Here is a 19,894-nt window from a genome sequence, read left to right on the forward strand (position 1 = left end):
CCGTGACCAGCAAAGTCACCGCCGCGATCGTGGGGTCCGGCAATATCAGCACCGATCTGCTCTACAAGCTGCTGCGCTCGGACAAGATCGAGCCGCGCTGGATGATCGGCATCGACCCGGATTCGGAGGGGCTGAAGCGGGCACGCGGGCTTGGTCTGGAAACCTCCGCCGAGGGCGCGGACTGGCTGCTCGCCCTCGACGAGAAGCCGGATCTGCTGTTCGAGGCCACCTCCGCCTACGTGCACCGCGCGTACGCGCCGAAATACGAGGCCGCGGGCATCCGCGCCGTCGACCTCACCCCCGCCGCGGTCGGCCCGGCCGTGATTCCCCCGGTGAACTTGGATTCGCTGCGGGACGCGCCGAACGTCAACATGATCACCTGTGGTGGCCAGGCCACGATTCCCATGGTGGCGGCCGTGTCCCGCGTCGTGCCGGTGGCCTACGCCGAGATCGTGGCATCGGTGTCCTCGGTCTCGGCCGGTCCCGGAACCCGTGCCAACATCGACGAGTTCACCAAGACCACCTCCAAGGGCGTCGAGACCATCGGCGGCGCGCAGCGCGGCAAGGCCATCATCATCTTGAACCCGGCCGAGCCGCCGATGATCATGCGCGACACCATCTTCTGCGCCATCCCCGAGGACGCCGATCGGGATGCCATCGCCGAGAGCATCTTCCGCATGGAGAAGTCGATCCAGGAGTACGTGCCCGGCTACCGGCTGCTCAACGATCCGCAGTTCGACGAGCCGTCGGTGATCTCCGGTGGCATGGCCAAGGTGTCGATCTTCGTCGAGGTCGAAGGCGCCGGCGATTTCCTGCCACCGTACGCGGGCAACCTCGACATCATGACCGCCGCCGCCACCCGCGTGGGTGACGTGCTGGCCGACCAGATCATCTCGGCTCGGGTGTAAGGAGATTCGACCATGAGCAATATCCTGAAGCCCTTCTCGGGCGAACTCGATGTGCGTGTCACCGACACCTCGCTGCGCGACGGCTCGCATCACAAGCGGCACCAGTTCACCGTCACCGAGGTGCGCGATATCGTTGCCGCCCTGGACGGTTCGGGCGTCCCGGTCATCGAGGTAACCCACGGTGACGGCCTCGGTGGGTCCTCGTTCAACTACGGTTTCTCGAAAACCCCTGAGCAGGAACTGATCAAGGCCGCCGCCGAGACCGCCAAGCAGGCCAAGATCGCCTTCCTCATGCTGCCGGGTGTCGGCGTCAAGGAAGACATCAAGATCTCCCAGGACAACGGCGCGTCCATCTGCCGCATCGCCACGCACTGCACCGAGGCCGACGTCTCGATCCAGCACTTCGGCCTGGCGCGCGAACTCGGCCTCGAAACCGTCGGCTTCCTGATGATGGCCCACTCCACCACCCCGGAGAACCTGGCCAAGCAGGCCCGCATCATGGCCGATGCCGGCTGCCAGTGCGTCTACGTCGTCGACTCGGCCGGTGCGCTCGTCCTGGAACAGGTCTCCGACCGCGTCTCGGCCCTGGTCGCAGAACTCCGCGACGACGCCCAGGTCGGCTTCCACGGCCACGAAAACCTCGGCCTCGCTGTCGCGAACTCCGTCTACGCCGTACGCGCAGGCGCCACCCAGATCGACGGCTCGGCCCGCCGCTTCGGCGCAGGCGCCGGCAACCTGCCGGTCGAAGCCTTCATCGGCGTCTGCGACAAACTCGGCATCAAGACCGGTGTCGACTTCTTCGCCGTCACCGACGCCGCCGAAGACGTCGTCCGCCCCGCCATGCCCGCGGAATGCCTCCTCGACCGCCAAGCCCTCATGATGGGCTACGCCGGCGTCTACTCCAGCTTCCTGCGCCACGCCGAACGCCAAGCCGAACGCTACGGCGTCTCCGCCGCCGAAATGCTCGTCCGCGCAGGCGAACGCAAGCTCGTCGGCGGCCAGGAAGACCAGCTCATCGACATCGCCCTGGAACTCCAGCGCGAAACCACCGCCTCGGCCTGACCCCACACCCCCTGACGGCGTGACCCGACCCGGGTCACGCCGTTCGGCGTTTCCGGTCAACCGGATCCGCCGGCGCCCGGACACCGTGTGCCCTTCCTGTCGGATATTCCATTTCCGCATGACTATCTTCCCCCTGGGTATAGCATCAACGCTATGGGTTGGGGTAGCGTTGAACTGGAACCTGAGGTGCGTGAATGGTTGGAGAAGCTTCCGGCCGACATGTTCGCTCACGCCGCGTTCTACATCGACTTGCTGCAGGACGCCGGACCGTTGCTGGGCGAACCGTATACGAGACAGCTCGACCGGAAACTCCGGGAGTTGCGTTTCTATCTGGGATCGGACGCGGTGCGGGTGACGTACTGGATCGCGTCGGGGCGCAGAATCGTCTTGCTGACGGTCTTCGTCAAGACACGGATGGTTGAGCGACGTGAGGTAGCTCGGGCGCGCGGTGCAATGCGGCGTTGCGATGCCGAGTGGCATGTTCTGGAGGAGGGCAACGATGACGGAGCGTAGTGAGTGGGCTGACCTGCGGGATCAGCGCCTGAAGGAGCCCGGCGCAGCCGAGGCGTACGACGCCGCGCGGCTCGCCTTCGAGCTCGGGCGAACCATCCGGGGTATGCGGGAAGGCCGCGGCTGGAGCCAGTCCGTCCTGGCGGACGCGGCCGGCATGACGCAGTCCGCGGTCGCCCGCTTCGAAGCAGGCGGAACGGTCCCCAGCCTGCCCGTACTCGAGCGCCTCGCTCGAGCCCTCGACGCCGACCTCGTAGTCCAGGTGCGTCCCCGCGTCGCCTGAGCCGCGATCGACCTGCGCGGACAGCACTGGATGCTGCGCGTGATCTGGGAACTCGAACCAGACCTTCTCGGCTTCCTCGACCTCCGCCGCCGCATGGCAATTCGCTCGTCGAGCATCCCAACAACAAACCCCCCACCGGCGACCGGCAACGGCCGAATCCCCTGGCGCCCCACCCGCTAGAGCGTTGGACGATTGATCACCACGCTGTGGTGTGAGTATCGGTCGGGAGCGGCCCGCCACCAGAGCGTGGTGATCAACTGTCCGGGTGTGGGGTCGGTTGTTTGGCGGTGTGGTGGGGGATCATGGCTGGTTATGGGGGTGTTCGAGGGGGCTTTTGTTGGGTCGTGGGCGGTTGCTGCGGGGGTGGTGACGCGGTGGGAATTGCGGCACGACTTCGATCGGGTGGCGCACGACGTCTATGTTCGGCGGGGGTATCGGCTCGATGCGGTGGGGCGAGCCAAGGCGGCGGCGCATTGGACCAAAGGGGCCGGTGTGCTTGTCGGGTTTTCGGCTGCCGCGATGTTCGGAAGCAAGTGGATTGAAGCTGAGCTTCCTGCCGAGATCGCGGTGCCGACCTATCGCCGGCCGCCGGAGTGGATCAGGACTCGCCAAGCTCGGATAGTTGAGCACGAGCAATGCGTTGTCGACGGGTTCCCGGTGACGACTCCGAAACGAACGGCGTTCGACCTCGCGCGTCGGCTCCCCACGCGCAGTGCGGTTCCGGTACTCGACGCCCTGTGCCGGGCAACGAAACTCGACCCGGACGCCGTTATCGCGCTCGCCGCCGAACACAGGGGTGAGCGCGGGTGTGCGCAGGTGCGCAGGGTTATGCCGCTGGTCGACCCGGGCGCCGAGTCGCCCCCGGAGTCACTCACCAGATTATTGATCGTCCAAAGCGGTCTCCCGGCGCCGAGCACCCAGATCGTGGTTCGCGACAGCGGTGGCGAATTCCTCGCCCGCCTGGACATGGGCTGGCGTCGATGGCGGGKCGCCGTCGAATACGACGGCGCCCACCACTGGACCGACCCGTCCCAGCGCACGAAAGACATCGACCGCTCCGCGATCCTCGCCGAACACGGCTGGCGAATCATCCGAGTAAGCGCGAATCTCCTCTACCGCCGCCCCCACCACATCCTCGACCGCATCCACGCCGCCCTCACCGCCAGTGGCGCCCGTCTGGACAGTTGATCACCACGCTGTGGTGGCGGCATCGGCCGAGAGCAGCCCGCCACCGCAGCGTGGTGATCTTGGTTCAGTGGCGGGGGAGGTGGCCGTCGACGTGGGTGAGGCGCTGGTAGCGGAGTCCGGTCGTCCTGCCGCGCCGCATACCAGCTTTCGAGGGAGGTCCGGAGGGGGGACGAGTCGTGGCGACGACGCGGCGGTTGCCGCTGATGGGCCGCGCTCGCTCGCGAAAGTCGCTGGACAGGGGCGATATAAGTAGGGCATGGGTGAAACTGTGGGGACGTTGTTCTGTGGGGTCGAGATGGCTGCTCGGGTCGAGCGGTCGGAGGTCGATGCTATTGCCGGGGCGGCTCGGGCAGGGGTGGAGCGGGCGCCGGGGGGGTGGGGGGTTCGTACGGGAGTTCGCCGGTGGGGCCGCGTGTTTCGCGGAGGTGGGGTCGCCGTTGAACAAAGTCGTGGGGGTCGGGTTCGGTGGGGCGCCTTCTTCGGGGGAGTGGGCGGCGGTCGAGGCCGCGTATGCGGCGGTGGGGGTGCCGGTGCAGGTGGAGCTGGCGCATCTGGGGGATCCGCGGATCGCGGCGGAGTTGACCGGGCGGGGTTATCGGTTGATGTCGTTCGAGAATGTGCTCGGTATGGAGCTGGCCGGGCGTAGCTGGACCGGGCCCGAGCGGGTCGAGGTGCGCCGCGATGAGGACGGCTTCGATCTCTGGCTCGATGTCGTGGTCGACGGGTTCGCGCATCCCGATGACGCGGGTGTTCCCGCGCACGAGGAGTTTCCGCGCGAGGCGATCGCCGCGGTGATGCGGGATATGGCCGCTATCGACGACACCCGTCGCTACGTCGCCTACCGGGACGGCGTGCCCGCCGGGGGCGCCAGCATGCGCACCGGCGGCGGCGTCGCTGCGCTCGCGGGCGCCGCGACTCTACCCGCGCATCGCAGGCACGGTGTGCAGACCGCGCTCCTGTCGGCGCGCCTGAACGAGGCGGTGGCAGCGGGGTGCGACCTCGCGGTGATCACGACCCAGCCGGGCTCCATGTCACAACGGAACGCGCAGGGCCGAGGGTTCTCGCTGCTCTACACCCGCGCGGTATTGGTCAAAGAGGTCTGACGGCCGGGGCCCGCACACCGCTTGCTCTGCGCGATGGACGGTTCAACCTCGGCGCTGAGTGCTTGGTGTGGGGGACTGTGTGCGGTGGTGGTGCTTGGTGTGGGGGACTGTGTGCGGTGGTGGTGCTCGGTGCGGCGGCCGTCCGCGCTGGTTGTGCTCGGTGCGGGGCACTGCCCGCGCTGAGTGCTCGGCGTGGCGGCCTGTGTGCGGTGGTGGTGCTTGGTGTGGGGGACCGTCCGCGTTGGTTGTGCTCGGTGCGGGGCACTGCCCGCGCTGAGTGCTCGGCGTGGCGGCCTGTGTGCGGTGGTGGTGCTTGGTGTGGGGGACCGTCCGCGTTGGTTGTGCTCGGTGCGGGGCACTGCCCGCGCTGAGTGCTCGGCGTGGCGGCCTGTGTGCGGTGGTGGTGCTTGGTGTGGGGGACCGCCCGCGCTGGTGGTGCTCGGTGCGTATCTGCGGTCGTGTTCGCTACGAGGCGTTGACAACCTTGGCGACCCGCGTCGGGCTACAAGGCGTTGACGGCCCGGGCGACCCGCGTGGCGCGTTCGGTGGGGGTGGTCGCCTTGAGGATCGGCAGGAACAGCCGGTACTGGTCGGAGCGGCCGAGGGCAGCGTAGGCGGCTCGCGCCGCGGGCGCGTCGGCGAGTGCGGCGAGCAGGTCGGTGGGGGTGTCGGCGGTGCGCTGGCGCTCGTACGCCCCGGCCCAGCGGCCGTCGGCGACGGCTTCCTCGATCGCCGCGAACCCGGCGGGCCGCATCCGGCCCGCCGCGATGAGGGCCTCGGCCTTGGCGACGTTGACCTGCGACCACGGGCTGCGGGCCCGGCGCGGGGAGTAACGCTGCAGGTAGTGATGGGCATCGAGGCCGCGCCGATGACTGTCGATCCAGCCGTAGCAGAGCGCGCCGTCGAGGGTTTCGGTGATGGTCACCGAGGGTTCGGGGGCGCCCTTCTTGGCGATCCGCACCCAGACCTCACCGGCGGTGTCGTGATGGGTGGCCAGCCACGAATCCCAGTCGCTCGCTGCGGCACAGGTGATGTAGTCGATGGTCATACGAACTATCATCCGGCTCAAAGTGCTCACCGAATGAGCACTTAAAAACGACGGAAACGGGTGCGGCCGCGCATCGTGTGGGCGGCCGCACCCGCGGGACTCACAGCCAGGTGTCGAGGCTGGTGGTCGTGAGGAAGTGATCCAGGTCCGCGCGCCAGGGCGCGGGCGTGGTCTTGTCCGGCTCGATGCCGGTGTACTGACCGCGGTAGAACAGCAGCGGACGACCGTTGGTGGTCTCCGACTCCGCGAGCGCCCGCACCCGGCCGATGACGATGTAGTGGTCACCACCGTCGACGACCGAGTCGACCGTGCACTCGATGGTGGCCAGCGAATCGTCGAGCACGGGCACACCCAATTCGGAGGTGTGCCAGGCGACTCCGGCGAACTTGTCGGTCTCGCGCGAACCGAACCGCGCGCAGGTCGGCTGCTGTGCCTCGGCGAGCACGTTCACACAGAACTTGCCCGCCGCCTCGATCGCCGCCCAGGAGCGCGACCCCTTGGTGGGGCAGAACAGCACCAGGGGCGGGTCGAGGGACAGGGCGGCGAAGGACTGGCAGGCGAAGCCGATCGGCTCACCCGCCGGATCGAGCGCGGTGATCACGGTGATGCCGGTGCAGAACTGCCCCAGCACATTACGAAATTGCCGGCCGTCGATCGCCGGTGTCTGTTCGGTCATGTCCCTCGCCGCCATTCCTATTGCTGCTTGAATCCGACGGTGAAGTCGTGACCCCACAGGCTGACCGCGGTGGATTCGCGGGCGATCCAGTCGTCGTCGTCGACTTCGAGTCCCTCACAGCCGAATTCGATATCGAATCCGCCGGGCGTCTTCATGTAGAAGGACAGCATCTTGTCGTTGATGTGGCGGCCGAGGGTGGCCGACATCTTGACCTTCTTGCGCAGGGCGCGGTCCAGGCAGAGGCCGACGTCGTCGGAGTTCTCCACCTCGACCATGAGGTGCACGATGCCGGTCGGGTTGGGCAACGGCAGGAACGCCAGCGCGTGGTGGCGCGGGTTGCAGCCGTAGAAGCGCAGCCAGGCCGGGTCGCCGTCGGCGGGACGACCGACCATCTGCGGCGGCAGCCGCATCGAGTCGCGCAGCCGGAAGCCGAGGACGTCCTGGTAGAACGCCTGCGCCGCGGCGTCGTCGGTGCAGGTCAGCACGACGTGGCCCAAGCCCTGCTCGGCGGTGACGAACTTGTGGCCGTAGGGGCTCACGAAGCGGCGGCCCAGGTACTGCGCGCCGTGGAAGGCCTCGAGGGTGTTCCCGGACGGGTCCTGGAACCGGATCATGCCCTCGACGCGACGCTCACCGAGCTCTTCCTTGGTGCCTTCGGTGTAGGCGACGCCGGCCTTGGCCAGGGTCTCGCGCAGCTGCTGCAGGCCGGGAGCGTCGGTGACCTCCCAGCCCGAGACCAGCAGCCGGTCCTGTTCACCGGGGACGATCACCAGTCGCGCGGCGAAATCGTCCATGCGCAGGTAGAGAGCGTCGGGATTCAGCCCGGTGCCCTCCATCATGCCGAGCACCTTGAGGCCGTACTCGCGCCAGGCCGCCATGTCGGTGGCCTCGATGCGCATGTAGCCCAGGGCACGAATACTCATTGCTTCTCCTCGAGGAAATCGACCGTGAGCCGGTTGAATTCGTCGAACTTCTCCAGCTGCGCCCAGTGGCCGCAGCCGCCGAACACGTGCAGCTGCACGCGCGGGATGACCTTGGTGGCCACCAGCGCGCCGTCGAGCGGGTTCACCCGGTCCTCGCGGCCCCAGATGAGCAGCACTGGCTGACGCAGCTTGTACGCGTCCCGCCAGAGCATGCCCTTCTCGAAGTCGGCGCCGGCGAAGGACTTGCCCATCGCGCGGACCGCGGCCAGCGATTCGGGCGTGCTCGCCAGGGCGAACCGCTCGTCGATCAGTTCCTCGGTGATCAGCGACTGGTCGAAGACCATGATCCGCAGGAACTTCTCCAGGTTCTCCCTGGTCGGCGCGTAGCTGAACGCCGAGAGCAGCTTGACGCCCTCGGTCGGGTCGGGCGCGAACAGGTTGGTGCTCAGCCCGCCGGGGCCCATCAGCACGAGCTTGCCCGCGCGCTTGGGGTTGTCCAGGGCGAAGCGCACCGAGGTGCCGCCGCCGAGCGAGTTGCCCAGCAGGTGCACCCGCTCGGTGATCTGCAGGTGATCCAGCAGGGCGAGCAGCGCGGTGGACGCGTGCACGAAATACTGCGGATGGTCGACCGGCTTGTCGGACTTACCGAAACCGGGCTGGTCGAGCGCGATCACGTGGAAGTTCTCGGCCAGCACCGGGATGTTGCGGGCGAAGTTCGACCACGCCGAGGCGCCGGGCCCGCCGCCGTGCAGCAGCACGATCGTGGGGCCGTTGCCGACACCCGCCTCGTGGTAGTGCAGCTTCAGCTCGGGGGTGACCTGCGCGTAGCGGGAGGTCGATTCGTAGGTGATTTCAGCGGTCTGGGTCATCGGCTACACCATGGCGTCGGTGACGGGCAGGCCGAACTCGTGCGTGCCGTACATGACGTAGGCGCGCTCGGGATCGTTGGCCGCGTGCACCCGACCGGCGTGCGCGTCGCGCCAGAAGCGCTGCAGCGGCGTGCCGTTGGCCAGGGCGGTGGCGCCCGAGGACTCGAAGAGCTTGTCGATCGAGGCGATCACCCGGCCGGTCGCGCGGACCTGGTCGCGGCGCGCGCGCACGCGCAGATCGAACGGGACTTCCTGGCCCGCCTGCAGCAGCGCGTACTCCTCGGCGACATTGCCCGAGAGCTGACGCCACGCGGCGTCGATGTCGCTGGCCGCCTCGGCGACGCGCACCTTGGCGAACGGGTCGTCCTTGGCGTTCTCGCCGGCGAAGGCCGCGCGCACGCGCTTGCCCTGGTGCTCGACGTGTGCCTCGTAGGCGCCGTAGCCCATGCCGACGATCGGCGTGGAGATGGTGGTGGGGTGGATGGTGCCCCACGGCATCTTGAACACGGCGTCGGTGTTCTGCTCGAGGCCGGGCGCGCGGCCCTCGCTCATCGCGCGGAAGCTCAGGAAGCGGTGCGACGGGACGAAGACGTCCTCGACGACCACGGTGTTGGAGCCGGTGCCGCGCAGGCCGACGACGTTCCAGACGTCATCGATGCGGTAGTCCGAGCGCGGGATCAGGAAGCTGCCGAAGTCGACCGGCTTGCCGTTCTTGATCACCGGACCGCCGAGGACCGCCCAGGTGGCGTGATCGGAACCCGAGGACCAAGCCCACGAGCCGCGCACGATGTAGCCGCCGTCGACCGCCTGGCCCGCGCCCATCGGGGCGTAGGAGGACGAGATCCGCACGTCGGTGTCCTCGCCCCAGACGTCCTGCTGGGCCTGCTGGTCGAACAGCGCGAGGTGCCAGTTGTGCACGCCGATGATGCCGGCCACCCAGCCGGTGGACCCGCAGGCGCTGGCGATCTTGCGCACGGTGTCGTAGAAGACGACCGGGTCGGCGGCGTGGCCGCCCCACTGCTTGGGCTGGAGCAGCCGGAAGAAACCGGTCTCCTGCAGCGCCTTCATGGATTCATCGGGAATGCGGCGCAGGTCCTCGGCCTCCTGCGCACGTTCACGCAGTGTCGGCAGCAGTGCCTCGACCCGTTCGGTCACTTCTTGCGTCATTTCGGAGCCCGCTCCTGCCTTGTCGGATCGACAACCGGTTCTTGTTCGACTCTGAGATTAGAACAGGTTCTCATTTCTGTCGAGAAGATCGCCCTACCTCGGATATAACAGGGGCTCGGAGCGAACTTCGCTGGATAGCTGGCGTGAAGCGCCCTCGTTTTGTAACGTGTTCTAGTGAAGAAGGAGGGTTCGGGATGGCAGTCAACCCCAAGGTGAGGGAACTCGATGTCGGCACCACGCCGACCAGGTTTGCGCGCGGCTGGCACTGTGTCGGCCTCGCGAAGACCTTCCGCGACGGCAAGCCGCACGCGATCGAGATCTTCGGGACCAAGCTCGTGGTGTGGACCGACACCAACGACGAGATCCGGGTGCTCGACGCCTACTGCAGGCATATGGGCGGCGATCTGAGCATGGGCACGGTCAAGGGCGACGACATCGCCTGCCCGTTCCACGACTGGCGCTGGGGCGCCAGTGGCAAGTGCACGTCGATTCCCTACGCGCGCCGCGTTCCGCCGCTGGCCCGCACCAGGAAGTGGACGACGCTCGAGCGCAACGGCCAGCTGTTCATCTGGCACGACCACGAGGGCAACGAGCCGCCCGCCGAGGTCACGATCCCGCACATCGAGGGCCCCTACACCGATACGGAGGGCAACCCCAGCGAGGATCATGACGGCGGCTGGACGCCGTGGACGTGGAACACGATGCGCATCGAGGGCTCCAACTGCCGCGAGATCATCGACAACGTCGTGGATATGGCGCACTTCTTCTACATCCACTATGCCTTCCCGACGTACTTCAAGAACGTCTTCGAGGGTCATGTGGCGACACAGTTCCTGGAGACCAAGGGCAGGCCGGATATCGGCATGGCGGCCAAGTACGGCGGTGAGACGCTGCTGAAGTCGGAGGCGTCCTACTTCGGCCCGTCCTACATGATCAATCCGCTGGTCAACATCTACGGCGGGTACGAGATCAAGGTCGTGCTGATCAACTGCCACTACCCGGTCAGCCAGGACGAGTTCGTGCTCCAGTACGGCCTGACCGTCGAGAAGCCCAAGGGCATCGACGACGCGACCGCCGAGAAGCTGGCGGCCTCGATGACGGAGTTCTTCGGCGACGGCTTCCTGCAGGACGTCGAGATCTGGAAGCACAAGTCCAAGGTCGAGAACCCGCTGCTGTGCGAGGAAGACGGCCCGGTCTACCAGCTGCGCCGCTGGTACGAGCAGTTCTACGTCGACATCGCCGAGGTCACCGACAAGATGACCCAGCGCTTCGAGTTCGAGGTCGACACCACCAAGGCCAACCAGGCCTGGGAGGCCGAGGTGGCGGAGAACCTGCGCCGCAAGGCCGAGGCAGAAGCCGAAGCGGGCGTGTAACCATGTCACCGACCTGGGCCAAGGCACCCGACTTCGCCGATCAGCCCGTGCGGCAGGCCGCGGTACGGGCCCAGACCACGGTCGACAAGCAGCACTATCTGGACGAGGGCCTGACACCGTTGCGGTGTCAGGCCTGCCAGTCCGAGGTTCTGGTGCGCAAGTCCAGCGCGCACCAGACCTCGGTGCAGTGGACCGAACGACCGGACACACACTGCCCGGTCTTCGCCCAGCTCAGCGCGCACGGCGCGCGGCCGGGCAGGCCGGAATCGTGCCCGTCGCTGGAGAAGTCCATCAAGTGGGCGGTCGACGAGGGCGTGCTCGAGATCCCCGAATGATCAGCTGAACGGGGAGTGGGGGCGGTCCTGGCGGACGCCGTCGAGGTAGATGTCGACCTTCTCGTTGTAGAAGCACGCCAAGCCGGCGATCTTCTGGCTCTCCGGCAGCGGCGTGCGATAGATCCACACGATGTCGCGGTGCTCGGTGCCGTCGACATCGACGTGCCAGTAGTCGGCCGTGCCCTTGTACGGGCAGCTGGTGTGCGTGTCGGAGGGGGTCAGCAGATCCATCCGGACATCGGGTAGCGGCAGGTAGTACCGTGCGGGCAAGCCGGTTTCGAAGAGGATGCGCGGCGAGGACGAGTCGGCGACGGTGACGCCGTCGATCTCCACCCGTACATTGCGCGAACTGCCCAGGATGTCGACCCGGGAATACGGGTCACGGGGGTGGACGAAGATCGGTTCGTCCTCCTCGAACCAGTCGAACCTCGCGAAGTCGAGGCGGACAGCGTCTTTCAGGTCCGGCAGCGGTGAGTCGAGGTAGCGCAGCGCCGCTCCGTCGGCGCGCAGGCCGCCGCAGGCCACGTCGTAGCCGGTGCCTTCGCCACGGCTGGGGGAGTGTTCGTCGATCCCGTTCGGTGCCAGATCCGCTCTGACATCGGTCAGCGGGACGTAGTAGGTCGGGTAGTAGGGGATCTCCCAGACCAAGAGGGGCCGCAGCGTGTCGGCCACCAGTCTGCCGTCGAGATAAGCCCGCACGCGCTTGTGCGCCTGCTCGACCCGGACGCGCCCGCGCTTGTCGTCGCTCATGTGCTCGACGCTACGCCGCGACCGCGCCAGCGCTCCATGACTCAATCGCCGACGGTGATGGCCTGTGCTTCCTCGACGCTGTGCGGCGCCGGGTCGTGGTCGTCGATGTGAGCCAGGGCGTTGCGGCCGACGAACAGCGCCGCGACGGCGGCGGCGGTGCAGGCGGCGCCGAGCCAAAACGGCAGCGAGACGCTGTGCTCGCCGAGCTTGCCCGCCACCCACGGCGCCGCGGCGCCGCCGGCGAACCGGACGAAGCTGTAGGCCGCCGAGGCGGTGGAGCGCTCGACCGGGGCGGAGATCATCACGGCCTCGGTGATCAGCGTGTTGTTCACGCCGAGGAACAGGCCGGCGATGACGACGCCGACGATCAGCACGGCCTTGTGCTCGGTGAACATGCCCATCACGGCCAGGTCGGCGGCGAACAGCGCCAGCGACAGCGCCATCATCGGCAGGGTGCCGAAGCGCGCCTGCAGTTTCGGCGCGAGGAACACCGAGGCCAGCGCCAGCAAGATGCCCCAGCCGCAGAAGATGAAGCCGATCGCGTAGGTGCCCATGTCCAGCGGGAACGGGGTGTAGGCGAGCAGGGTGAAGAAGCCGAAGTTGTAGAGCAGCGCGGTGATGCTCACGGTCAACAGACCCTTGTGCCGCAGCGCCTTGAACGGCGCGCTGATCGAGGTCGGCTCGGCCGGTTTGGGCATCTCGGGCAGCAGCACCACGATCGCGATGAAGGCGATCGCCATCAGCACGGAGACGCCGAAGAACGGTCCGCGCCAGCTGATGCCGCCGAGCAGGCCGCCCAGCAGCGGGCCGGTCGCGATGCCGACGCCGAGCGCGGCCTCGTAGAGGATGATCGCCTTGGCGACGCCGCCGGTGGCCGCGCCGACGATGGTGGCCAGCGCCGTCGCGATGAACAGCGCGTTGCCCAGACCCCAGCCCGCGCGGAAGCCGATGATCTCGCCGATCGTGCTCGACATGCCCGCCAGCGCGGCGAACACCACGATGATCGCCAGGCCCGACAGCAGCGTCTTCTTGGCGCCGAAGCGGCTGGAGACGACTCCGGTGATCAGCATGGCGAGGCCGGTGACGGCCATGTAGCTGGTGAACAGCAGCGAGACCTGCGACGGGCTCGCGTGCAGCTGTTCGCCGATCGGCTTGAGGATGGGGTCGACCAGGCCGATGCCCATGAACGCGATCACGCTCGCGAAGGCGACGGCCCAGACGGCCTTGGGTTGTCCGGCGGAGGAGGTGGTTGCGGCGGCGGCGGTGTCGTCGGCGCGAGTCAACGGGGAAAGGCTCACTGGCGCTCCTGGTTGCATCACTGATGACCGCGGGCAACCGCACGCAGGGCTGTCAGCAGGTCGTTCATGTCGGTGTCGAGCCGGATCAGGCGATCGAGATCGAAGTCGGCCAGTCCGGGCGCCATGGCGGCCGCGAAGGCGCGCCTGGCCTCGACGAGGCGGTTCCGGCCCGCCGGGGTCAGTTCGATGAGAACCGCCCTGGAGTCCTGTGGGTCCCTGGTGCGGGAGGCGAAGCCGTCGGCGACGAGCCGACCGATCAGCGCCGTTGCCGCCGGTTGGGAACATCGATCGATCCGGGCGAAGTCGCTGACCCGCAGGCCGCCGTGTTCGTCGAGCACGGCGAGGGCACGCAGGACCGCGCGGGGCAGATCGTCGTCGCTGATCGCCCCGGCGAGCCGGGTGAGCCGTCCGGCAGTGACCAACAGGTCGACCACGATGTCGTCCGGGGAGGGCTGCTCTGGGGGCTGCACGAAGAATATTATTGCATAAGCTAACTATCTAAATCCAGCGATCCGCGCTCCGGGACGGTGACATCTCGCACAACATGCCGAAAGCCCTGGTCGCGGGGTCGCGACCAGGGCTTTCGATGGGTGCGGTCAGGCGGCCGCGGCCGGGCGACGGCCGGTGCCGAAGAGCTCGGCGGTGGCGTGGGCCCGCTTGAAGTACAGGTGGGCGTCGTGCTCCCAGGTGATGGCGATGCCGCCGTGCAGCTGGATCGTCTCGGCGGCCACGTGCGTGAACGTCTCGGTGCAGTGCTTGCGGGCGACGTAGACGTCCTCGGCGGCCGAGTCGCTGTGCTCGGCCACCGCCTGGGCGGCGGCCAGCGCAGTCGACTCGGCCGACTCCACCAGCACGTACATATCGGCCATCCGGTGCTTGAGTGCCTGGAAACTGCCGATCGGCCTGCCGAACTGCACGCGCGAGGCGGTGTAGGCCACCGTCATCTCCAGGCAGTGCCTGGCCGCGCCGACCTGCTCGGCGGCGAGCGCGGCCCAGGCGATCTCGCGCAGACGGGCGCGCAGGGCCGCCGGGTCGGCCGTGCCGATCCGCGTCGCCGGGGTGTCGGTGAAGGCGATCACGGCCAGCTTGCGGGTCGGATCGAGGGCAGGCGTCGGGGCGACGACGACGCCGGGAGCGTCGGCCGTCGTCTCGAACAGGCCGTCCTCGGTGAGCACGAGCAGCAGGTCGGCCTGGGCGCCGTGCAGCACGTAATGCGCCGCGCCGTTGAGCTTTCCGTCGCTCGCGTCGACGCCCGAGGAGTCCCAGCCCGCGGCGTCGGCCCAGCACAGCGCGGCGGTGCGGGAACCGTCGGCCAGGTCCGGCAGCAGCCGGGCGCAGGCCTGCTCGTCGCCCGCGAGCAGGATCGCCTGCACGCCGAGCACGGCGGAACCGAGCATCGGCACCCCGGCCAGGGTCCGGCCCAGTTCGCCCACCACCATCAGCGATTCGACCAGTCCGGCGCCCGCGCCACCCCATTCCTCGGGCACCGCGAGCGCGGCGACGCCGACCTGCTCACACAGCATGGTCCACAGCTTCGGGTCGTACCCGAGGTCGGTGTCCATGGCCGCGCGCACCGCGGCGGGCGTGGCGTGCTTGGCCAGCAGCGCGCGGACGGAGGTGCGGAATTCGAGTAGTTCATTCGATGACATGGGGTTCCTCGGCAGAGTCGGTGATGGTCACCGCGTCGGTGGGTACGGGGAGTGGCATCCGCTCGCCTCAGACCGCCGCGGGTTCGGCCGCGCGCAGCGCCTCCGCGATGCGGCCGCGGTGGAAATCGGCGGTGCCCCAGGCGGTGCGCAGCGCCGCCACCTTGGTGATCCACAGCGACAGGTCGCATTCGGCGGTGTAGCCGATCGCGCCGTGCACCTGCAGACCGGCGCGGGAGGCGCGGTGAGCGGCGTCGCCGCAGGCCACGAGGGCTGCCGACACGTCGCGCGCGCGATCGTCGGAGTCCAGCGTGAGCGCGGCGCGGTAGAGCAGCGGCTCCGCCAGATCCAGGGCGATCAGGACATCGGCGAGCTGCTGCTTCACGGCCTGGAATTCGCCGATCGCGCGACCGAACTGCTTGCGCTGCTTGGCATAGGTGGTGGTCTGGTCGAGCAGCGCGCGGCCCGCGCCGAGCAGCTGGGCGGCACAGGCGAGGACGCCGAGGTCGAAGGCGTAGCCGATCGCGTCCGCGACGTCGTCGGCCACGGTCTCCTCGGCCTCGACGGCGACCAGCTTGCGAGCCGGGTCGATCGAGGCGAGCGGACCGACCGAGGCGGTGCGGCGGCCGACCGACAGCCGCGCGCCGTCCGCGACCAGCACCAGATCGGCGACATCGGCATCGAGGGTGATGCCGCGGTGCGTGCCGCCGAAGCTGACGGTGCCGAGCAGCGCGCCGCCGGCGAGCGCGGGCAGCCAGCGCCGCGCCGGCTCGGCGTCCGGGAGACGCTGCAGCAGTGCCGGAATCACCGCGGCCGATTCGATCACCGGGCCCGGCGCCGCGGCCCGGCCCAGCTCGACGAGTGCGACGACGAGGTCAACGGGAGTGGCTTCGGCGCCGTCGTACTGCTCGTCGACGATCAGGCCGAAGGCACCCATCTCGGCGACCTGCCGCAGCAGCGCGGTGCCCTTGGCGGGGTCGCCCGCCGCCCAGGCGCGGGTCGCGGCCGGTACCTGCGCGGCGTCGAGGACCTTGCGCAGTTCGGCGGCGAAGTCCAGCTGTTCGGTGGCGAGTGCGAACTTCATCGCGGAACTCCTGTGGTCGAACGGGTGGCTGCCCGGTACGCGACCGGGCGGCGGTGGGTATTCGGCGCGCCCAGCGGCCGGGCGGGCGGACCCGAGGTCGGGCGGTTCATCGCTTGCTCTCCCGCGGCAGGCCCAGGATGCGCTCGGCGATGATGTTGCGCTGGATCTCGTTGGTGCCGGCGTAGATCGGGCCCGACAGCGAGAACAGGTAGCCGTCGGTCCACGTGCCGGTCAGCTCGGCGGCGGGGCCGAGCAGGTCGAGCGCCGTCTGGTGCATGGCGATGTCGAGTTCGGACCAATACACCTTGGTGATCGAGGACTCGGCGCCGAGCTGGCCGCCGTCGGTCAGCCGGGTGACGGTGCCGAAGGTGTGCAGCCGGTAGGCCTCGCTGCCGATCCAGGCGTCCACCACGGCATTGCGCGCGGCGGTGTCGCTGGGTTCGGTCGTCTCGGTCCACAGGTCGATCAGTCGCTGCGCGGTCGCGCTGAACCGGCCGGGGCTGCGCAGCGACAGGCCGCGCTCGTTGCTCGAGGTCGCCATCGCGACCCGCCAGCCCTCGTTCGGGGCGCCGATCACGTCGCGGTCGGGGACGAAGACGTCGTCGAGGAAGATCTCGGCGAAGCCGGGCTCGCCGTCGAGCTGCGGGATCGGGCGAACGCTCACGCCGTCGGCCGAGAGCGGGAACATCACGTAGGTCAGACCGTGATGACGCTGCGCCTCGGGGTCGCTGCGGAACAGGCCGAAGGCCCAGTCGGCGTAGGTGGCGCGCGAGCTCCAGGTCTTCTGGCCGTTGAGGATCCAGCCGCCCTCGGTGCGGCGCGCGGTCGAGCGCAGGCTCGCCAGGTCGCTGCCCGATTCGGGCTCGGACCAGGCCTGGGCCCAGATGTCGTCACCGCGCGCCATCCGCGGCAGGATCCGGGCCAGCTGCTCGGCGGTACCGTGCTCGAACAGGGTCGGGGCGAGCAGGAAGATGCCGTTCTGGGCGACGCGCCCCGGCGCACCCGCCGCGTAGTACTCCTGCTCGAACAGCACCCACTCGAGGATGGAGGCGTCGCGGCCGCCGTACTCGGTGGGCCACGACACCGCCGAGAGGCGGGCCTCGGCCAGCGTGGCCTCCCAGGCGCGATGGGCTTCGAAGCCCGCCGCGGTGTCCATGGACGGCAGCGGTTCGCTGGGGACGTTGGCGGCGAGGAACTCGCGCACCTCCAGCTGGAACTCCCGGACTGCCGGGTCGATCTCGAGGTCCACTTACTTCGTCCCGTTCTGTTCGGTCGCGGCGCCCTTCATCGAGCGGGCGGTCATCCCGCCGAGCGAATCGGCGCCGACTTCGGCGTTGTGCGCGTGTGCGAAATGGTGCAGCCCGAAGACCGAGTCCATGCCGGAGCGCATGCCCATCAGGTCTTCGGCCTGGTTGACGGCCTTCTTGGTGAGCGCGAGCCCGAACTGCGGCATGGCGGAGATCTTCTCGGCCAGCGCCATCACCTCGGATTCGAGGTCCGCGCGCGGCACGACCCGGTTGACCATGCCCCACTCCTTGGCCTGGGCGGCGTCGAACCGGTCACCGGTGAAGAGGAACTCCTTGGCCGCGCGCGGACCCATCACCCACGGATGCGCGAAGTACTCCACACCCGGAATGCCCATGCGGACAACGGGATCGGAGAAGAAGGCGTCCTCGGAGCAGACGATCAGGTCGCACACCCAGGCCAGCATCAGCCCGCCCGCGATGCAGGCGCCCTGCACCATCGCGACGGTCGGCTTGGGGATCTCGCGCCAGCGCCGGCACATGCCCAGGTACACCTCGGACTCGCGGGCGAAGCGCTGATCGCCGCCCGCGCGGTCCAGATGGTCCCACCACAGCGCGGCCTTGTTCTCGTAGTGCACGTCGTGGTCGCGGCCCGGGGTGCCGATGTCGTGGCCCGCGCTGAAGTGTTTCCCGTTGCCCGCCAGCACGATCACCTTGACCTCGGGGTCCTCGACGGCCCGCACGAACGCGGCGTCGAGGGCGTAGGTCATCTTCGAGTTCTGCGCGTTGCGGAACTCGGGCCGGTTCATGGTGACGACGGCGACCGATCCGCGCACCTCATAGGTGACGACCTCGGCGTCGGTTTCGGGACTCACGACTTCTCCTCACGTAGCTCACGCTTGAGCACCTTGCCCGCCGCGCTGTAGGGCAGCTGGTCGCGGAACTCCACGAGCCGGGGCACTTTGAAATTGGCCAGGGTGGACGCGGCGAAGGCGATCACCTCGTCCGCGGTCAGCGTCGAGCCGGCCTTGCGGACGACGACGGCCTTGCCGACCTCGCCCATCCGCTCGTCCGGCACCCCGATGACCGCCGATTCGGCGACACCGTCGAGCCGGGCCAGGGTCTGCTCGATCTCGGCGGGATACACGTTGAACCCGCCGGTGATGTACATGTCCTTGAGCCGGTCGGTGATCTTCAGGTAGCCGCGCTCGTCGACGACGCCGATGTCGCCGGTGTGCAGCCAGCCGTCGGCGTCGATGGCCTCGGCGGTGGCCTCGGGGTCGTCGAGGTAGCCGAGCATCACGTTGGGGCCGCGCAGCAGCACCTCACCGGCCTCGGACAGGCGCAGCTCGAAGTCGGCGATCGGGCCACCGCAGGTGTTGGCGATGGTGGCCGCGTCGTCCTCGGGTCGGCACATCGTGCCGAAACCGGCCGACTCGGACAGCCCGTAGGCGGTGATGACCACCTCGAAGTCGAGGTCCTCGCGCATCCGCTCGATCAGCACCACCGGCACCGTCGCCGCGCCGGTGACCGCCACCCGCAGCGAGGACAGATCGCGCTCGCCGCGCTGGGGATGCTCGAGGATGGTCTGGTAGATCGTCGGCGGGCCGGTCAGCACGGTGATCCGCTCGGACTCGATCAGCGCGAGCGCGGCGGGCACGTCGAAGGTGGCCTGTGGCACGATCGTGGCCCCGGTGACCAGGCACGCGAGGATGCCCGCCTTGTAGCCGAAGTTGTGGAAGAACGGCGGGATCATCAGGTAGCGGTCGCCGGTGCGCAGCGTCGAGCACTCGACCCAGCCGCGCACCACGCCCAGTGCCTGCCGATGCGCGACGAGCGTGCCCTTGCTGCGACCGGTGGTTCCGGAGGTGAACAGGATGTCGGAGATGTCGTCGGGGGAGACGGCGTCGGCCCGCTCCTCGCCCGCCTCGGCGGACACGGTCTCGGCCAGTTCCAGCAGCGCCGGCCAGCTCAGCGACGCGTCGTCGGTGGCGGACTCGCCCTCGACCGGGATCACCACGACGGTGCCGATCTCGAGGTCCGGGGCGGCCGCGCGCAGTTCGGCGGCGCGATCGCGGCCGAGGAACGGCCCGGCGACGAACAGCGCCTTCGCGTTCACCCGGACCAGCACGTCGGCCGCCTCGGCGGCGACATAGCGGGTGTTGAGCGGCACCAGCGCGGCGCCGACGGAGTGCGCGGCCAGCGCCGCGACCACCCAGTGGTGGGTATTGGGCGCCCACATCGCGACCCGGTCGCCGCGGTCGATACCGCGGGCGATCAGGGCGCGGGCGGCGATCCGGACCTGGTCGAGCAGGTCGGACCAGGTCAGGCGGGTCGCGCCGTCGATCAGGGCCGGCTCGTGCGGATGCGCCGCGGCGACGTCTCGCAGTGCCTGCGGGGTGGTCTGTGCAGGGGTTGTCACGGGGT

21 protein-coding genes are annotated in these 19,894 nt (G+C 68.8%); 8 read left to right on the forward strand and 13 right to left on the reverse strand.

The features are described from left to right. Window positions 1-2 precede the first annotated feature (2 nt). The 6 genes from Q7X29_RS04845 to Q7X29_RS04870 all read left to right on the forward strand — a co-directional run bounded on the left by Q7X29_RS04845 (window position 3) and on the right by Q7X29_RS04870 (window position 5,054). Complete coding sequence (locus Q7X29_RS04845; protein WP_316573395.1) at window positions 3-908, forward strand: acetaldehyde dehydrogenase (acetylating); 906 nt, start codon at window positions 3-5, stop codon at window positions 906-908. 12 nt (window positions 909-920) lie between these two features. Continuing rightward, window positions 921-1,970, forward strand: coding sequence for a 4-hydroxy-2-oxovalerate aldolase (gene dmpG, locus Q7X29_RS04850; RefSeq protein WP_316573396.1), 1,050 nt, complete (start codon window positions 921-923; stop codon window positions 1,968-1,970). Window positions 1,971-2,123: 153 nt separating this feature from the next. Then, entirely contained in the window at window positions 2,124-2,483 is a 360-nt protein-coding gene (locus Q7X29_RS04855) for a type II toxin-antitoxin system RelE/ParE family toxin (RefSeq protein ID WP_316573397.1), read from the forward strand. After that, window positions 2,470-2,763 carry a helix-turn-helix domain-containing protein gene (locus Q7X29_RS04860; RefSeq protein WP_316573398.1) on the forward strand — a complete coding sequence of 98 codons (294 nt, stop codon included), beginning with the start codon at window positions 2,470-2,472 and terminating at the stop codon, window positions 2,761-2,763. The genes Q7X29_RS04855 and Q7X29_RS04860 overlap by 14 nt, the downstream gene beginning before the upstream one ends. Before the next feature lie 312 nt (window positions 2,764-3,075). Further along, the gene (locus tag Q7X29_RS04865; protein WP_316573399.1) at window positions 3,076-3,951 is read left to right on the forward strand and encodes a DUF559 domain-containing protein; all 876 of its coding nucleotides are present in this window, start codon (window positions 3,076-3,078) and stop codon (window positions 3,949-3,951) included. Window positions 3,952-4,388: 437 nt separating this feature from the next. Beyond that, entirely contained in the window at window positions 4,389-5,054 is a 666-nt protein-coding gene (locus tag Q7X29_RS04870; RefSeq protein WP_316573400.1) for a GNAT family N-acetyltransferase, read from the forward strand. A gap of 502 nt (window positions 5,055-5,556) precedes the next feature. On the opposite strand, the gene Q7X29_RS04875 is transcribed toward Q7X29_RS04870, so the two are convergent. From Q7X29_RS04875 to hsaA, 5 genes are all read right to left on the reverse strand, one after another. Further along, on the reverse strand, window positions 5,557-6,102 hold the full coding sequence (locus Q7X29_RS04875; protein WP_218716589.1) for a YdeI/OmpD-associated family protein: 546 nt from the start codon (window positions 6,100-6,102) through the stop codon (window positions 5,557-5,559). A 100-nt stretch (window positions 6,103-6,202) separates the two neighbouring features. After that, on the reverse strand, window positions 6,203-6,778 hold the full coding sequence (gene hsaB / locus Q7X29_RS04880) for a 3-hydroxy-9,10-secoandrosta-1,3,5(10)-triene-9,17-dione monooxygenase reductase subunit (RefSeq protein ID WP_218716590.1): 576 nt from the start codon (window positions 6,776-6,778) through the stop codon (window positions 6,203-6,205). A gap of 17 nt (window positions 6,779-6,795) precedes the next feature. Further along, window positions 6,796-7,701, reverse strand: a complete 906-nt coding sequence (hsaC, locus tag Q7X29_RS04885; protein ID WP_218716591.1) for an iron-dependent extradiol dioxygenase HsaC — start codon at window positions 7,699-7,701, stop codon at window positions 6,796-6,798. Next, entirely contained in the window at window positions 7,698-8,570 is an 873-nt protein-coding gene (hsaD, locus tag Q7X29_RS04890; protein WP_218716592.1) for a 4,5:9,10-diseco-3-hydroxy-5,9,17-trioxoandrosta-1(10),2-diene-4-oate hydrolase, read from the reverse strand. Before hsaD ends, hsaC begins: the two co-directional genes overlap by 4 nt. Window positions 8,571-8,573: 3 nt before the next feature. Further along, window positions 8,574-9,737 carry a 3-hydroxy-9,10-secoandrosta-1,3,5(10)-triene-9,17-dione monooxygenase oxygenase subunit gene (gene hsaA, locus Q7X29_RS04895; protein ID WP_218716593.1) on the reverse strand — a complete coding sequence of 388 codons (1,164 nt, stop codon included), beginning with the start codon at window positions 9,735-9,737 and terminating at the stop codon, window positions 8,574-8,576. A gap of 194 nt (window positions 9,738-9,931) precedes the next feature. On the opposite strand from hsaA, the gene Q7X29_RS04900 reads away from it, so the two are divergent. Continuing rightward, entirely contained in the window at window positions 9,932-11,110 is a 1,179-nt protein-coding gene (locus Q7X29_RS04900) for a Rieske 2Fe-2S domain-containing protein (RefSeq protein ID WP_218716594.1), read from the forward strand. A gap of 2 nt (window positions 11,111-11,112) precedes the next feature. Further along, window positions 11,113-11,445 carry a hypothetical protein gene (locus Q7X29_RS04905; protein ID WP_218716595.1) on the forward strand — a complete coding sequence of 111 codons (333 nt, stop codon included), beginning with the start codon at window positions 11,113-11,115 and terminating at the stop codon, window positions 11,443-11,445. Here the strand turns inward: Q7X29_RS04905 and Q7X29_RS04910 are convergent, their stop codons facing one another. From Q7X29_RS04910 to Q7X29_RS04945, 8 genes are all read right to left on the reverse strand, one after another. Next, window positions 11,446-12,195 carry a DUF427 domain-containing protein gene (locus Q7X29_RS04910; RefSeq protein ID WP_316573401.1) on the reverse strand — a complete coding sequence of 250 codons (750 nt, stop codon included), beginning with the start codon at window positions 12,193-12,195 and terminating at the stop codon, window positions 11,446-11,448. It lies immediately after the preceding gene. Between the two features lie 41 nt (window positions 12,196-12,236). Continuing rightward, the gene (locus tag Q7X29_RS04915) at window positions 12,237-13,493 is read right to left on the reverse strand and encodes an MFS transporter (RefSeq protein WP_394358658.1); all 1,257 of its coding nucleotides are present in this window, start codon (window positions 13,491-13,493) and stop codon (window positions 12,237-12,239) included. Between the two features lie 17 nt (window positions 13,494-13,510). Then, entirely contained in the window at window positions 13,511-13,963 is a 453-nt protein-coding gene (locus Q7X29_RS04920) for a MarR family winged helix-turn-helix transcriptional regulator (RefSeq protein ID WP_218716597.1), read from the reverse strand. Between the two features lie 126 nt (window positions 13,964-14,089). Next, window positions 14,090-15,142, reverse strand: coding sequence for an acyl-CoA dehydrogenase family protein (locus Q7X29_RS04925; RefSeq protein ID WP_316573402.1), 1,053 nt, complete (start codon window positions 15,140-15,142; stop codon window positions 14,090-14,092). A gap of 67 nt (window positions 15,143-15,209) precedes the next feature. Next, a complete protein-coding gene (locus Q7X29_RS04930) occupies window positions 15,210-16,223 on the reverse strand; it encodes an acyl-CoA dehydrogenase family protein (RefSeq protein ID WP_316573403.1) in 1,014 nt (337 codons plus the stop codon). Window positions 16,224-16,329: 106 nt separating this feature from the next. After that, window positions 16,330-17,472 (reverse strand): acyl-CoA dehydrogenase family protein, encoded by a 1,143-nt coding sequence (locus Q7X29_RS04935; RefSeq protein ID WP_218716600.1) that lies wholly within the window; start codon window positions 17,470-17,472, stop codon window positions 16,330-16,332. Further along, window positions 17,473-18,342, reverse strand: a complete 870-nt coding sequence (locus tag Q7X29_RS04940; protein ID WP_218716601.1) for an enoyl-CoA hydratase — start codon at window positions 18,340-18,342, stop codon at window positions 17,473-17,475. Further along, a complete protein-coding gene (locus Q7X29_RS04945; RefSeq protein ID WP_218716602.1) occupies window positions 18,339-19,889 on the reverse strand; it encodes a FadD3 family acyl-CoA ligase in 1,551 nt (516 codons plus the stop codon). Before Q7X29_RS04945 ends, Q7X29_RS04940 begins: the two co-directional genes overlap by 4 nt. Between the last annotated feature and the right edge of the window lie 5 nt (window positions 19,890-19,894).

Origin of the sequence: Nocardia canadensis, assembly GCF_032656385.1 — a bacterium.
GTDB classification, from domain to species: domain Bacteria; phylum Actinomycetota; class Actinomycetes; order Mycobacteriales; family Mycobacteriaceae; genus Nocardia; species Nocardia canadensis.

Bases quoted from the DNA above. Each gene is read 5' to 3' on its own strand.
- dmpG (WP_316573396.1), top strand. From the start codon at position 921: ATGAGCAATATCCTGAAGCCCTTCTCGGGCGAACTCGATGTGCGTGTC.
- Q7X29_RS04855 (WP_316573397.1), top strand. From the start codon at position 2,124: ATGGGTTGGGGTAGCGTTGAACTGGAACCTGAGGTGCGTGAATGGTTG.
- Q7X29_RS04860 (WP_316573398.1), top strand. From the start codon at position 2,470: ATGACGGAGCGTAGTGAGTGGGCTGACCTGCGGGATCAGCGCCTGAAG.
- Q7X29_RS04875 (WP_218716589.1), bottom strand. From the start codon at position 6,102: ATGACCATCGACTACATCACCTGTGCCGCAGCGAGCGACTGGGATTCG.
- hsaB (WP_218716590.1), bottom strand. From the start codon at position 6,778: ATGACCGAACAGACACCGGCGATCGACGGCCGGCAATTTCGTAATGTG.
- hsaC (WP_218716591.1), bottom strand. From the start codon at position 7,701: ATGAGTATTCGTGCCCTGGGCTACATGCGCATCGAGGCCACCGACATG.
- hsaD (WP_218716592.1), bottom strand. From the start codon at position 8,570: ATGACCCAGACCGCTGAAATCACCTACGAATCGACCTCCCGCTACGCG.
- hsaA (WP_218716593.1), bottom strand. From the start codon at position 9,737: ATGACGCAAGAAGTGACCGAACGGGTCGAGGCACTGCTGCCGACACTG.
- Q7X29_RS04900 (WP_218716594.1), top strand. From the start codon at position 9,932: ATGGCAGTCAACCCCAAGGTGAGGGAACTCGATGTCGGCACCACGCCG.
- Q7X29_RS04905 (WP_218716595.1), top strand. From the start codon at position 11,113: ATGTCACCGACCTGGGCCAAGGCACCCGACTTCGCCGATCAGCCCGTG.
- Q7X29_RS04910 (WP_316573401.1), bottom strand. From the start codon at position 12,195: ATGAGCGACGACAAGCGCGGGCGCGTCCGGGTCGAGCAGGCGCACAAG.
- Q7X29_RS04925 (WP_316573402.1), bottom strand. From the start codon at position 15,142: ATGTCATCGAATGAACTACTCGAATTCCGCACCTCCGTCCGCGCGCTG.
- Q7X29_RS04930 (WP_316573403.1), bottom strand. From the start codon at position 16,223: ATGAAGTTCGCACTCGCCACCGAACAGCTGGACTTCGCCGCCGAACTG.